Origin of the sequence: Kitasatospora sp. NPDC127035 (assembly GCF_042726075.1) — a bacterium.
Taxonomy (GTDB): Bacteria; Actinomycetota; Actinomycetes; order Streptomycetales; family Streptomycetaceae; genus Kitasatospora.
In genome coordinates this window covers 147946-162107 of record NZ_JBHXDN010000001.1, presented here as the reverse complement: position 1 = coordinate 162107, position 14162 = coordinate 147946, and the positions used below count along the sequence as shown (strand labels likewise).

Genomic DNA, 14162 nt, shown 5'->3' with positions numbered 1-14162 from the left:
CCTCCGTTCCCGTCCGACCGTCCGCGCTCAATCCCGGCTCTCCTCCGGCCCGTCCCTCTCGGCCGGCCCGTCTCCCGGCCTGCCCGGAGCCGGGCCACGGCCGCTGTTCCCATGCCCGTGCGGCTCTCCCACACTCGTGCCGCGCGCGAACGCAGCGACTCAAGGACTCGACCATGACGGATTCATGCTTCGCCGCATCCCCCGACTCTCCTGATTCAGCCGACCTTTCCGACCTCTCTGACCTCTCCGCGCCCGTCGACCCCGCCGGCACTGCCGGTACCGCTGCTCACGCGCGGGCCGCCTCCGCCCCTTCCCCCTCCCCGGCCGGCGAGGACCGGGAGAAGATCGCGATCATCGGGATCGGCTGCCGCCTGCCCGGCGGCGCCTGCGACCACCGGTCGTTCTGGCAGAACCTCGTGGAGGGCAAGGACTGCATCACGCCGACCCCGCGCAGCCGGTACGACGTGGCGACCCTGGGCAGCCGGGACAAGGCCAAGCCGGGCCGGTTGGTCGGCGGCCGGGGCGGCTACATCGACGGTTTCGACGAGTTCGACCCGGCCTTCTTCGGCATCAGCGGCCGTGAGGCCGACCACATGGACCCGCAGCAGCGGAAGTTGTTGGAGGTGGCCTGGGAGGCGCTGGAGGACGGCGGGCAGAAGCCCGCCGAGCTGGCGGGCCGTGAGGTCGGCGTCTACGTGGGCGCGTTCACGCTGGACTACAAGATCGTCCAGTTCTCGGACCTCTCCTTCGAGACCCTGGCCGCACACACCGCCACCGGCACCATGATGACGATGGTGTCGAACCGGATCTCGCACTGCTTCGACTTCCGCGGCCCCAGCGTCTCCCTCGACACCGCCTGCTCCTCCTCCCTGGTCGCCGTCCACCTCGCCGCACAGAGCCTGCTGCGCGGTGAGACCGATCTCGCCCTGGCCGGCGGCACCCTGCTGCACATCGCGCCGCAGTACACGATCGCCGAGACCAAGGGCGGGTTCCTCTCCCCGCAGGGCCGCTCCCGCACCTTCGACGCGGCGGCCGACGGCTACGTCCGGGCCGAGGGCGTCGCGGTGGTCGCGCTCAAGCGGCTCTCCGACGCGGTCCGCGACGGCGACCCGGTCCACGCTGTCATCATCGGCAGCGGCGTCAACCAGGACGGCCGCACCAACGGCATCACCGTGCCCAACCCGGACGCGCAGGTCGCGCTGATCGAGCGGGTCTGCGCCGAGGCCGGGATCGTCCCCGGCGGCCTGCAGTACGTCGAGGCGCACGGCACGTCCACCCCGGTCGGCGACCCGATCGAGGCGAACGCGCTGGCCAGGGCGCTGGCGGTCGGCCGCCGCCCCGGCGACCGCTGCTACGTCGGCTCGGTGAAGACCAACATCGGGCACACCGAGTCGGCGTCCGGACTGGCCGGGCTGATCAAGTCCGCGCTGGCGCTCAAGCACCGGCTGATCCCGCCGCACATCAATCTGGAGCAGCTCAACCCGGCGATCGACCCGGCCACCCTGCCGTACGAGATCCCCACCGAGCCGACTCCCTGGCCGGCGCACGAGGGGCCGGCCCGCGCCGGGGTCAACTCCTTCGGGTTCGGCGGTACCAACGCGCACGTCCTGCTGGAGGCCGCCCCGCAGCCGTCGTTCCCGTCGTCGCGGGAGCCGTCCCCGGAGCATCCGGCGCCGGAGCAGTCGTCCCCGCAGTCCTTCCCTCAGTCCTTCCCGCAGTCCTCCCCGCAGCCGGTGCCGGTCGCGCAGCCCGGGCCGTACGGGCAGCCCGTCTGGACCGTCCTGCCGCTCACCGCCCGGGAGGCCGCCGCGCTGCCCGAGCTGGCCGCCGGCGTGCAGGCCGAGCTGGCCGGCGTCCGCGGCGGGACCGCGGCCCGCCCGGTCGACCTCGGCCACACCCTGGCCCACCGCCGCCAGCACCACGACGCCCGGCTCTCCGTGGTCTACGACTCCCGGGGCCACACCGCCCGTGCCTCGCTGGACGAGGCGTTCAGCGCCTACCTGCGGGGCGAGCCCCACCCCCGGGTGCTCACCGGCCACCGCCGCGAGACCCGGCACCGGAGGCTGGCCTGGGTCTTCACCGGCATGGGCCCGCAGTGGTGGGCGATGGGCCGTCGGCTCTTCGCCACCGAACCCGTCTACCGGGAGGCCGTCGAGCGCTGCGCCGAGCACCTCGCCGAACTCACCGGCTGGTCCCTGACCGACGAGCTGGCCGCCGACGAGGCGCACTCCCGGATGGCCGAGACCTGGCTCGCCCAGCCCGCCAACTTCGCGGTCCAGGTCGGTCTGGCCGCGCTCTGGCGCAGTCGCGGCGTCCGGCCGGACGCCGTCGTCGGTCACTCGACCGGTGAGGTCGCCGCCTTCCACGAGGCCGGCGTCTACGACCTGGCGGACGCGGTCAAGGTGGTGGTCCACCGCAGCCGGCTCCAGCAGAAGCTGGCCGGGACGGGCGGCATGCTGGCCGTCGCACTCACCGAGGCCGAGGCGGTCCGCCGGCTCCGCCCGTACGGAGACGCGGTCTCGGTGGCCGCGATCAACAGCCCCACGTCGCTCACCCTCGCCGGTGACGAGACGGTGCTGGCCGAACTGGCCGCCGCGCTCACCGCCGAACAGGTCTTCGTGCGCCCGCTGACGGTCGAAGTGCCCTACCACAGCGCCCGGATGGAGCTCATCAAGGACGAGCTGCTGGAGTCGCTCGCCGACCTCAAGCCCCGCCCGGCCCAGGTGCCGCTCTACCTCACCGGACGTGAGGGCACCGCGCGGGGCACCGAGCTGGACGCCGCCTACTGGTGGCAGAACGTCCGCGACAGCGTCCGCTTCCAGCAGGCGGTCGAGCGGCTGGCCGACGACGGGTACGCCCTCTTCCTGGAGATCGGCCCGCACCCGGTGCTCGGCCGCTCGATCCAGGAGACCGTGGAGGCCCGCCCCGGGGGCGCCGACCGTCCCGAGGTCCGCACGCTGCCCTCGATCCGCCGCCAGGAGGACGAGCAGGCGACCTTCACGGCCTCGCTGGCCGCCCTGCACAACCTCGGTGTCGAGGTCGACTGGTCGGTGCTCCAGCCCGTCGGCCGGACGGTTCCCCTGCCGCGCTACCCGTTCCGACGGGACCGGCACTGGGTCGAGCCCCGGTCGGTCGAGGCGGTCCGGCAGGGCCGGCTGGACCACCCGCTGCTCGGCCGCCGGCTGGCCGGCGCCGAACCGGCCTGGGAGGCCAGGCTGGACGCCGAGGCGCTGCCCTACCTGGAGGACCACCGGATCCAGGGCGAGGTGCTCTTCCCCGCCGCCGGCTACCTGGAGATGGCCGTCCAGGCGGTCCGCGCGCTGACCGGCGGCACGGACGCCGCGCTGGCCGGCATCGAGCTGCGCAAGGCGCTGTTCCTCCCGGACGACGAGAGCCGCGCCGTCCGGCTCACCCTCTCCGCCGAGCACGGGGGCTTCACCATCGCGACCGGCGGTGCGGGAGCCGGAGGCGTTGCCGCGGGCGGCGAGGACGGCGCCCCGGGCGGGGGCGGCCCCGAGCGCACCGTGCACGCCGTCGGGACCGTCCGTCCCGGCCAGCGGCGCCGACCGGGGCGACCGCTGGACGTCGCGGCGATCCGCGGACGGGCCGTCCGCCATCTCTCCGGGGCCGACTGCTACGCGGCGCTGGCCGGGCTCGGCTACCACTACGGCCCGGCGTTCCAGGGCATCGACGAGGTCTGGATCGGCCCCGGCGAGGCGCTGGCCCGGGTCCGGCCGACGACGGCGGTCGCCGGGCAGGGCGCGGACCACCAGGTGCACCCGGTGGTGATGGACGCCTTCTTCCAGACCCTGCTGACCCCCCAGCTGCTGGTGGCGGGCACCGGTGCCGGGAGCGGGATCCGGCTGCCGGTCGCCATCGAGGAGGTCCGGCTGGAGGCGGTCGGCGACCGCCCGCTCTGGGTGCACGCGACCGTCACCCGGGACGCCGGCTTCGAGCTGGTCGGTGACATCGCGGTGCACGACGAGCACGGCGCGCCGCTCGGGGGGGTCACCGGGTTCCGGGCCGCCGACATCGAGCAGGCGGCCACCGCCGTCGGCCTGGCCACCATCGACGGCTGGCTCGTCGAACCGGCCTGGATCGAGCTGCCGGAGGCTGCCGGGGCCCCCGACCTCCTGGCCGAACACCCGGACGACTGGCTGCTGTTCGCCGACGGTCAGGGCGTCGCCGAGGCGCTGGCCCGGCAGATCGCCGCGCGCGGCGGCAGCTGCCAGCTGGTTCTCCCGGCCACCGGCTACCGGCCGTCGGCCGACGGCCGGCCGGCCACCGTCGAGCCGGGCTCCGCCGCCGACCTCGCCCGACTTCTGGCCGACCGGCGGGCCGCAGGCGCGCCCGACCCGGCGGCCGTCGTCCACCTCTGGAACCTCGACCGGCCGGAGCTGGCCGCCGCCGATCACGACGCGGTGGCCGGTCACACCGGTGCCGGCGCGTACAGCCTGGTCACGCTCGCCGCCCTGCTGGCTACGGAACTCCCGCACACCCGGCTGCACATCGTCACCCGATCCGCGCAGGCCACCGCCCCCGGTGAGCCGGTCGAACCGCTCGGTGCGCCTGCCTGGGGGATCGGCCGGGTGCTCCGCCACCAGGAGCTGCCCGGGCACCCGGGCAAGCTGGTCGACCTCGGTCCGATCACCGGTCCGATCACCGGTCCGGGCGTCGGTCCGGGCTCCGGCCCCGGTACCCGTCCGGCCGCCACCACAACCGCCACCACAACCGCCACCGCCGTCGACGCCGAGGCGGCCGCGCTGCTGCGCGAGTTCGCGCTCGCGGACGAGGACGAGATCGCGCTCCGTCCGGGCCGACGGCTGACCAGCCGGCTCCGCCCGACCGAGGGGCTCAGCCGTCCGCTTCCGCCCTGCCTCCGACCGGACGCCGCGTACCTGGTGACCGGTGCGTTCGGCGCGCTCGGCCGGCTGCTCTGCCGCACCCTGGTCCGGCGCGGCGCCCGGCGGCTGATCCTGGTCGGCCGCAGCCCGCTGCCGCCGCGCGAGCTGTGGCGCGACCTCGACCCGGCGAGCCCGGACGGCCGGCGCGCGGCCTTCCTGCGCGAGCTGGAGGCGCTCGGCGCGGAGCCCGTCCCGGCACCGCTGGACATCACCGACGAGTCCGCGCTGGCCGACTGGCTCGCGGAGTACCACCGGCTGGACCGGCCGCCGATCCGCGGTGTCTTCCACCTCGCCGGGCAGGTCCGGGACACCCTGGTGGGCGAGCTGGACCGCGGGACCTTCGACGCCGTCCACGCCCCCAAGGTGCTGGGCGCCTTCGCCCTGCACCGCCGGCTGGCCGGCGAACCACTCGACCACTTCGTGCTCTTCGCCTCCATCGCCTCGCTGCTGACCACCGCCGGTCAGACCAACTACGCGGCCGGGAACGCCTTCCTGGACGCCCTGGCCCACCACCGCCGGTCCCTCGGCCTGCCCGCGATGAGCCTCGACTGGGGCCCCTGGGCCACCGGCATGATCGAGGAGCTCGGCCTGATCGACCACTACCGGAACAGCCGCGGCATGAGCTCGCTGGCCCCGGAGACCGGGATGGCCGTGCTGGAGCGGGTGCTCGGGCAGGACCGGGCCCAGCTGCTGGTCGCCACCGTGGTCGACTGGCCGGTCTTCCTCTCCTGGTACCCGGCCCCGCCGCCGCTGGTCGCGGACCTGGCCGCGAGCGCCCGGGAGGCCGTGCCGGTGACCGAGCGGGCGGGCCTCCTGGACACCCTGCGGGCCGCCGGCGAGGCCGAGCGGCTGGTGTTGCTCGGCGAGCGGTTCGTCCACCTGGCCGCCACCGTGCTCCGCGCGCCCGTCGAGCAGATCGACCCCGGCGCCGGCCTCGGCGGCCTCGGTCTGGACTCGCTGCTCGCGATGGAGCTGCGGGCCCGGCTCAACACCGAACTCGGCACCACCCTCCCGGTGGTGGCGCTGCTGAGCAACGCACCGGTGGGCGAACTGGTCGCCCGGCTGCACGAGTCGCTGGCCGAACTGCTGGACGAGGACCCGGTCGGCGTCGGCTCGGTCGCGGTCGAGCGCCACGAGGACGAGACGGCGTACCCGCTCACCCAGAACCAGAAGGCGCTGTGGTTCCTCAAGCAGCTCAACCCGGACGGCTTCGCCTACAACATCGGCGGGGCGGTCGAGGTCCGGGTGGAGCTGGAGCCCGAGCTGATGGCGGTGGCCTTCCGGACCATGGTCGAGCGCCACCCCGGCCTGCGGGCCAACTTCGTGCTCGACGGCGGCCGGGCCGTGCAGCGGATCTCGGCCGCGGTGGAGCCGGACTTCGGGGTCTTCGACGTCGAGCACCTGGCCTGGGACGAGATCCACGCGCTGATCGTCCGCGAGTACCGCCGGCCGTACGACCTGGAACGCGATCCGCTGGTGCGGTTCCGGCTCTTCCGGCGCGGCCCGGACCGCTGGGTGATCATGAAGGCCGTCCACCACATCATCTCGGACGCGATCTCCACCTTCACCTTCATCGAGGAACTGCTCGCCGTCTACGAGGGGCTGCGGCAGGGCCGGGCGCCCGAGCTGCCGCCGGTCACCGCGCGGTACCTGGACTTCCTCAACCGGCAGAACGCCTTCCTGGCGGGCCGCGAGGCGCCGAAGATGCTCGACTACTGGCGCTCCCACCTGCCGGCCGAGGTGCCGATCCTCAGCCTGCCCACGGACAAGCCCCGCCCGGCGGTCCAGACCCACAACGGCGCCTCCGAGTTCTTCGTCCTCGACGAGGCGCTCAGCGCCCGGGTGCACGCGCTGGCCCGCGAGCACAACGTCACGGTCTTCATGGTGCTGCTCAGCGCCTACTACCTGCTGCTGCACGCCTATGCGGGCCAGGACGACATCATCGTCGGCAGCCCGGTGACCGGCCGCACCGACGAGGAGTTCGCCGGCGTCTACGGCTACTTCGTCAACCCGCTGCCGCTGCACGTCTCGCTGGCCGGTGAACCGACCGTGGCGGAACTGCTGGACCGGGTGCGGACCACCGTGCTCGGCGGGCTGGACCACCAGGAGTACCCGTTCGTGCTGCTGGTGGAGAAGCTCGGGCTGCAGCACGACCCGAGCCGCTCCGCCGTCTTCCAGGCGATGTTCATCCTGCTCCACCACAAGGTGGCCACCGAGAAGTACGGCTATCGCCTGGAGTACATCGAACTCCCCGAGGAGGAGGGCCAGTTCGACCTGACCCTGTCCGCCTACGAGGACGAGGTGGAGCACCGCTTCCACTGCGTCTTCAAGTACAACACCGACCTCTTCCTCCCGGAGACGATGGCCCGGCTGTCCGGCCACTACCTGAACCTCCTGGAGGGGCTGACCGAGGCCGGCCCCGGGCGGGCGGCCACCGGGCTGGAGCTGCTCGGCCGCGAGGAGCGCGCCCTGGTGCTCCGGGGGTGGAGCGGCGCGGACCGGCAGGTGGCCCACGAGGAGCCGGTGCACGAGCTGATCCTGCGTGCGGCGGCGGCCGATCCGGCGGCGCTCGCCGTGGCGGCGCCCGCCGAGTCCGGCCCGACCGTGCGGCTGAGCTACGGCGAGCTGGCCGAGCGCTCCCGGCGGGCCGCGGCCCGGCTGCGGGCGCTGGGCGCCGGGCCCGGCACGGTGGTGGCGCTCTGCCTGGAGAAGTCGCCGGAGCTGATCGTCGCCCTGCTCGCGGTGCTCCGCACCGGGGCCGCCTACCTGCCGCTCGACCCGGGTCACCCGGCGGACCGGCTGGCGGACATGGTGGGGCGGGCGGGCGCCGGGCTGCTGGTCGGCGACGACCGGGAGCGGCTCGGTCGGCTGCCCGCCCGTCTGGTCACCACCGACGAACTGGACGAGGAGCAGGACCGTGAGCCGGGTGAGTTCACCGACGCGGCGGTGGGCCCCGACGATCCGGCGTACGTGATCTACACCTCCGGCTCCACCGGCAGGCCCAAGGCCGTCCGCGTCGGCCACGGCAACCTGGCCTCGGCCTACCAGGCGTGGCGGGCCGAGTACCGGCTGGACACCGAGGTCAGGGTCCACCTCCAGATGGCCGGCCCCTCCTTCGACGTCTTCACCGGGGACGTGGTCCGCGCGCTCTGCTCGGGCGGCGCCCTGGTGCTGGTCGGCCGGGAGCTGCTGTTCAACACGGCCCGGCTCCACGCGGTGATGCGCGCCGAGCGGGTGGACGCCGCCGAGTTCGTCCCCGCGGTGGTCCGCACGGTCGTCGGCCACTGCGAACGGACGGGCCTGGACCTGGGGTTCATGCGACTGCTGGTGGTCGGCTCGGACGTCTGGAAGGTCGAGGAGTACGAGCGGCTGCGGGCCCTCTGCGGTCCGGAGACCAGGCTGGTCAACTCCTACGGCCTCACCGAGGCCACCATCGACAGTGCCTACTTCGAGGGACCGACGGACGGCTTCGAACCGAGCCGGATGGTCCCGATCGGGCGGCCGTTCCCGAACAGCGCCTTCTACCTCCTCGACGATCACGGGCGGCCCGTCCCGCCCGGCGTCACCGGGGAGTTGTGGATCGGCGGCTCCGGGGTGGCGCTCGGCTACGTCGGCGACGAGGAGCAGACCGCCCGGCGGTTCGCCGTCCTCCCGCTCGGCGGTGCGGACGGCACCGAGCCGGTCCGGCTCTACCGCACGGGGGACCTCGCCCGCTGGGACGCGGACGGCGGGGTGCACCTGCTCGGCCGGGCCGACTCGCAGATCAAGGTGCGCGGCCACCGGATCGAGCTGGGGGAGATCGAGACCCAACTCGCCGAGTGGCCGGAGCTGGAGCGGGCGGTGGTCACCGTCCGGCCCGACCGCGGCGGCGAGCACGTGCTCTGCGCGTACTGCGTGCCGACGCCCGGGCGGACGCTCGACCGCCGCGAACTCCGCCGCCACCTGGCCGGCTACCTGCCGACCTTCATGATCCCGACCCACTTCACCGAGCTGTGCACGCTGCCGCTCACCGCCAACGGCAAGGTGGACGTCGCCGCGCTGCCGGCGCCCCGGGCGGATGCGGCGGACCGGGCCGTCGAGCCGCCGGTCACCCTCTACGAGGTCCGGATGGCCGAGCACTGGCGGACCCTGCTGGGCGTCGAGGAACCCGGGCTGCAGCACGACTTCTTCGAGTCCGGGGGGTCCTCGATCCGGCTGATCGAGCTGATCCACGGCCTGCAGGCCGAGTTCAACATCAGCATCCCGGTCAGCCAGCTCTTCAAGGTCACCACCCTGCACGGGATGGCGAAGACCGTCGAGGCCATCATCACCGGCCGGATCGAGGGAGCCCAGCCGTACCTCTGGTTCAACCGGGAGCAGCAGCAGACGCTGTTCTGCTTCCCGCCCGCCGGCGGCCACGGACTGGTCTACCGCCAGTTCGCGGCCCACCTGCCGGAGTACCGGATGGTCGCGTTCAACTACGTGACCGGGGACGACAAGGTCGACCGGTACGCGGACCTGGTCGAGTCCCTCCAGCCGGACGGGCCGTGCGCCCTGCTCGGCTACTCGCTCGGCGGCAATCTCGCCTTCGAGGTGGCCAAGGAGCTGGAGCGGCGCGGCCGGGCGGTGCCCAATGTGGTGATCATGGACTCGCACCGGATCCCGGAGTCCTTCGACCTCGCCGACGAGCACGTCCAGGCCTTCGAGCGCGAGCTGGCCGAGCACCTCCGGCGGCACACCGGTTCGGACGTGGTCGCCCAGGAGACCCGCGAACAGGCCCGGGACTACCTGAGGTTCTGCAGCCGCACCCCGAACCTCGGGGTGGTCGCGGCCGCGCTCAGCGTGATCTCCGACGACGAGAAGGTGTCCCTCTACGAGGCCGGCCGGCACGGTGCCTGGCACGGGAGTTCGGCCACCCGGACCGCGGTCTTCAAGGGCTTCGGCACCCACGCCGAGATGCTCGACCGCGAGTTCATCGCCCACAACGCCGGGCTCGCCCGGTCGATCCTCACCGGAGTCGACGTCCATGTGTCCTGAGACCGGTACCGCCCTGCCCGCCCCCGGCCGGCCGCGCGGCAGCACCACTCCCGGCGCTCCCGCTGTCCCCGGCGCCCCCGCTACCCCCGCTACCCCCGCACGAGAGGCGGACCCCCTCATGCTCAGGCAGCACCAGCCGCTGTCCTACCCCTTCGAGCCGACCGGCCTCGAACTCGACCCCACGTACGCGGAGTTGCGCGACAAGCCGCTGGTCCGGATCCGGATGCCGTACGGCGACGGCGCCTGGCTGGCCACCCGCTACGAGGACGTCCGGACGGTGCTGGCCGACCCGCGGTTCAGCCTCGCCGCCGCGATGGGCCGGGACCAGCCCCGGATGCGCCCGGTCGCCCGTACCGGCGCCGGCCTGTTCTCCACCGAGCCGCCCGACCACACCAGGCTCCGTTCGCTGGTGGCCCGGGAGTTCAGCGCCCGCCGGGTCGAGCGGCTGCGGGCGCGGGCCCGGGAGCTGGCGGACGAGCTGATCGACGGCATGATCGCCGCCGGTCACCCCGCCGACCTGGTCGAGGACTTCGCCATCCCGATGCCGACCACCATCATCTGCGAGGTGCTCGGCATCCCGGCCAAGGACCACCGGATGCTCTGGAGCTGGGCCGAGACGGTGCTCTCCGCCGTCACCCCCGGCGAGGTGCTCGCGGTCGAGGGCCAGGCGTTCATCGACTACATGGCGGGCGTGCTGGAGCTGCGCGGCCGGGAGCCGGGCGACGACCTGCTCACCGTGCTGGTCCGGGCCTGCCGCGAGCAGCGGCTGATCGGTGAGGAGGAACTGCTCTCGATCGCCTGCGACCTGCTGATCGCGGGCTTCGTCTCCACCACCAGCCAGATCGGCAACTTCTTCTACCAACTGCTCGTGAACCCCGAGGAGATGCAGCGCCTGCGGGAGCAGCCCGAGCTGATCCCCAGGGCCGTCGAGGAGCTGATGCGGTACGTGCCGCTGCTCACCGGCTTCAGCCTGCCCCGGTACGCCACCGCCGACGTCGAGCTGGGCGGGGTGACCGTCCGGGCCGGCGAGGCCGTGATGATCGCCACCGCCGCCGCCAACCGCGACCCGGAGGTGTTCGAGGAGCCGGAGCGCCTCGTCCTGGACCGCCCGGGCAACCCGCACATCGGCTTCGGCCACGGCGTGCACTACTGCATCGGCGCCCATCTGGCCCGGCTGGAGCTCCAGGTGGCGATCGAGCGGGTGCTGGCCCGGCTGCCCGGTCTGCGGCCGGCCGTCCCCGAGCGCGAACTGCGCTGGAAGGAGGACGCGATGGTGAACGGCCTGCAGGCGCTCCCGATCGCGTGGTGAGCACCCTCCGACAACGGCAACGCAACGGCAACGCACCCAACGGTACGGACGAGGAAGGCTGGAATGACGACACGGGAACCGGACGCCAAGCGCCGACGGGAGACGATGATCATCGTCGGCGGCGGCCTCGGCGGCCTCTCCACCGGGTGCTACGCCCGGATGAACGGCTACCGGACGCAGGTCTTCGAGATGCACGAGATCCCCGGTGGCTCGTGCACCGGATGGGACCGCAGCGACTTCACCTTCGACTGGTGCATCAGCTGGCTGCTCGGCAACGGACCGGGCAACGAGATGTACCAGATCTGGCTCGAACTGGGCGCGCTCCAGGGCAAGGAGATGCGCCACTTCGACGTGTTCAACATCGTCCGGGGCAGGGACGGCCGGGCGGTCCACTTCTACTCCGACCCGGACCGGTTGGAGGCGCACCTGCTCGACCTCTCCCCGGCCGACGCCGCGCCGATCCGGGAGTTCTGCGCCGGCATCCGGACCTTCCGCAAGGCACTCGCGGTCTACCCGTTCCTCAAGCCCGTCGGGCTGATGGGCAGGCTGGAGCGCTGGCGGATGCTGGCCTCGTTCGTCCCGTACTTCAACACCATCCGCAAGTCGATCACGGTGCTGATGACGGACTTCGCGCTGCGGTTCCGCGACCCGCTGCTGCGTGAGGCGTTCAACTTCATCCTCTACGAGAAGCACCCGGCCTTCCCGGTGCTGCCGTTCTACTTCCAGCTGGCCTCGCACGCCAACCAGGCCGCAGGGGTGCCCGAGGGCGGTTCGCTCGGGCTGGCCCGGTCGATCGAGGAGCGGTACCGCAAGCTGGGCGGCGAGATCACCTACAACGCCAAGGTCGAGGAGATCCTGGTCGAGCAGGACCGCGCGGTCGGAGTACGGCTCAGTGACGGCCGGGAGTTCCGCGCCGACATCGTGGTCTCCGCCGCGGACGGCCACACCACGGTGATGAAGCTGCTCAAGGGCCGGTACCTCAACGACACCTACCGGCGGCTGTACACCTCCCTGATCGACGAGCCCGGCCAGCTGTCGCCCGGCTACGTCTCCCTCTTCCTGGGGCTGCGCCGGCCCTTCCCGCAGGGCGATCCCTGCACCACGTACCTGCTGACGGAGGAGCAGGCGCGGGAGCTGACCGGGATCCGCTGCCGCTCGATGAACGTGCAGTTCCGCACCCGGCACTACCCGGAGCTGGCGCCGCGCGAGTCGACGGTGGTGTTCGCGACGTACTTCTCGGACATCGCCCCGTGGCGGGCACTGCACGAGGGGCCGGAGCAGTCGTCCCGGGTCCGGCGCGGCGAGGAACTGCACACGCTGCCGGTGAAGCACGGCCGGGAGTACATGGCGGCCAAGCGGCGGGTCCGCAACGGCATCGCCGGTTTCCTGGACGAGCGCTTCCCCGGTTTCAAGGACGCGGTGGCCGTCGCCGACGTGTCGACCCCGCTGACCCAGGTCCGCTACACGGGCGTCTACGACGGCACCTTCCCGGGGTGGAACCCGTTCGTGGAGGGCGCCGAGACGGTCGAGGCGGAGATCAAGAAGAGCGGTCCGGTGCTGCCCGGGCTGTCGGGCTTCTACCTCTCCGGGGTCTGGGCGACCATCGGCGGTCTGATCCGGGCGGCCGCCGCCGGCCGGCACGTCGTGCAGTTCATCTGCCGGGACGACGGTCTGGAGTTCGCGGCCGAGGTCGATCTGAGCGCGCCCCTGCCGACGCACCGGGTCATCCCGGTCGGCGGGCCGCCGCGGCAGGCCGGGCCGGCCGACGGGGGCGGCGAGGGCGGGGAGACCGGCGGGACGGGCGGGACCCCGGGGAAGCGTGCCGCCGCGAAGGACACCGAGAACATGGAGACAGGAGCCCTCGCATGAGGATCGAGAAGTGGGTGGTCCGGGAACACCTGGACGGGGTGCCCGACGTCAACCGGATCTACCGGAAGGTCGTCGAGGACGTCGAGATCGACCTCCGGCCGGACGAGATGCTCTTCCGGACGCGGTACGTCTCGGTCGACCCGTACCAGAACGGGCTCGCCCTGGAGACACCGATCGGCCACCACATGGGCGCCGACTCGATCATGGAGGTGATCGAGGCCGGGCCGGAGGCGGCGTTCCGGGTCGGCGACCTCGTGCAGGGGTTCGGCGGCTGGCGCAGCCACGTCGTGCACAACGGTGCCGAGGAGCTGTGGAAGACCGGGACCTTCCCGATGGTCTTCCCGGCCTACCGGCGGCTCGACCCGGCCTGGTACGACGAGCGGCTGCCGGTCTCCACCGCCCTCGGCATCATGGGCGCGCCGGGGATGACGGCGTGGGGCACGCTCACCCGGTTCATGGCGGTGCGGCCCGGCGACACCGTGGTGATCAGCGGCGCGTCCGGCTCGATCGGCACCCTGGTCGGCCAGTTGGCCAAGCGGTCCGGGGCCGGCCGGGTGGTCGGCACCACCGCCTCGCCGGGCAAGGCCGAGTACCTGCGGGGGCTGGGCTTCGACGAGGTGGTCCTCTACGACCAGACCGACGACGCCGAGAAGGTGCGTCAGGCGCTGTCGCTCGCCGCGCCCGACGGGGTCGACCGGTACTTCGACAACCTGGGCGGCACGGTCACCGACGCGGTGTTCACCATGCTCAACGTGGACAGCCAGGTGGCCGTGTGCTGGCAGTGGGCGACCACGGTGAACGGAGATCTCACCGGACCCCGGTTGCTGCCGTACATCATGTTCCCGCGCACCACGATCCGCGGGATCTTCGCCCAGGAGTGGTTCACCGAGCCGCTGTTGGCGCAGATGCACCAGGAACTGGGCGGGCTGGTCCGGGACGGGGAGATCCGTTACCACCAGACCGTGCACAAGGGGTTCGACGAGATCCCGAAGGCGTACCGGAGCCTCTACGTGGACCGGGAGGGCAACCGGGGCAAGGTGCTCGTCGAGGTCTGACGCACGCCG

The 14162-nt window shown here is 73.0% G+C and carries 4 protein-coding genes; all 4 read left to right on the top strand.

What is annotated here, in order from left to right; all coding sequences use genetic code 11:
* The first annotated feature begins 173 nt into the window (after positions 1–173).
* The 4 genes from ACFWIC_RS00710 (at position 174) to ACFWIC_RS00695 (ending at position 14153) form a co-directional block, all read left to right on the top strand.
* A complete protein-coding gene (locus ACFWIC_RS00710; protein ID WP_380514616.1) occupies positions 174–9920 on the top strand; it encodes an amino acid adenylation domain-containing protein in 9747 nt (3248 codons plus the stop codon).
* Positions 9921–10038: 118 nt separating this feature from the next.
* A complete protein-coding gene (locus ACFWIC_RS00705) occupies positions 10039–11229 on the top strand; it encodes a cytochrome P450 (RefSeq protein ID WP_380514613.1) in 1191 nt (396 codons plus the stop codon).
* Positions 11230–11292: 63 nt separating this feature from the next.
* Positions 11293–13098 carry a phytoene desaturase family protein gene (locus ACFWIC_RS00700; RefSeq protein ID WP_380514610.1) on the top strand — a complete coding sequence of 602 codons (1806 nt, stop codon included), beginning with the start codon at positions 11293–11295 and terminating at the stop codon, positions 13096–13098.
* Positions 13095–14153 carry an MDR family NADP-dependent oxidoreductase gene (locus ACFWIC_RS00695; protein ID WP_380357048.1) on the top strand — a complete coding sequence of 353 codons (1059 nt, stop codon included), beginning with the start codon at positions 13095–13097 and terminating at the stop codon, positions 14151–14153. The genes ACFWIC_RS00700 and ACFWIC_RS00695 overlap by 4 nt, the downstream gene beginning before the upstream one ends.
* Positions 14154–14162 lie beyond the last annotated feature (9 nt).

Excerpts from the sequence above, each read along its gene's own strand:
- ACFWIC_RS00710 (WP_380514616.1), top strand. The coding sequence starts at position 174 with ATGACGGATTCATGCTTCGCCGCATCCCCCGACTCTCCTGATTCAGCC.
- ACFWIC_RS00705 (WP_380514613.1), top strand. The coding sequence starts at position 10,039 with ATGCTCAGGCAGCACCAGCCGCTGTCCTACCCCTTCGAGCCGACCGGC.
- ACFWIC_RS00700 (WP_380514610.1), top strand. The coding sequence starts at position 11,293 with ATGACGACACGGGAACCGGACGCCAAGCGCCGACGGGAGACGATGATC.
- ACFWIC_RS00695 (WP_380357048.1), top strand. The coding sequence starts at position 13,095 with ATGAGGATCGAGAAGTGGGTGGTCCGGGAACACCTGGACGGGGTGCCC.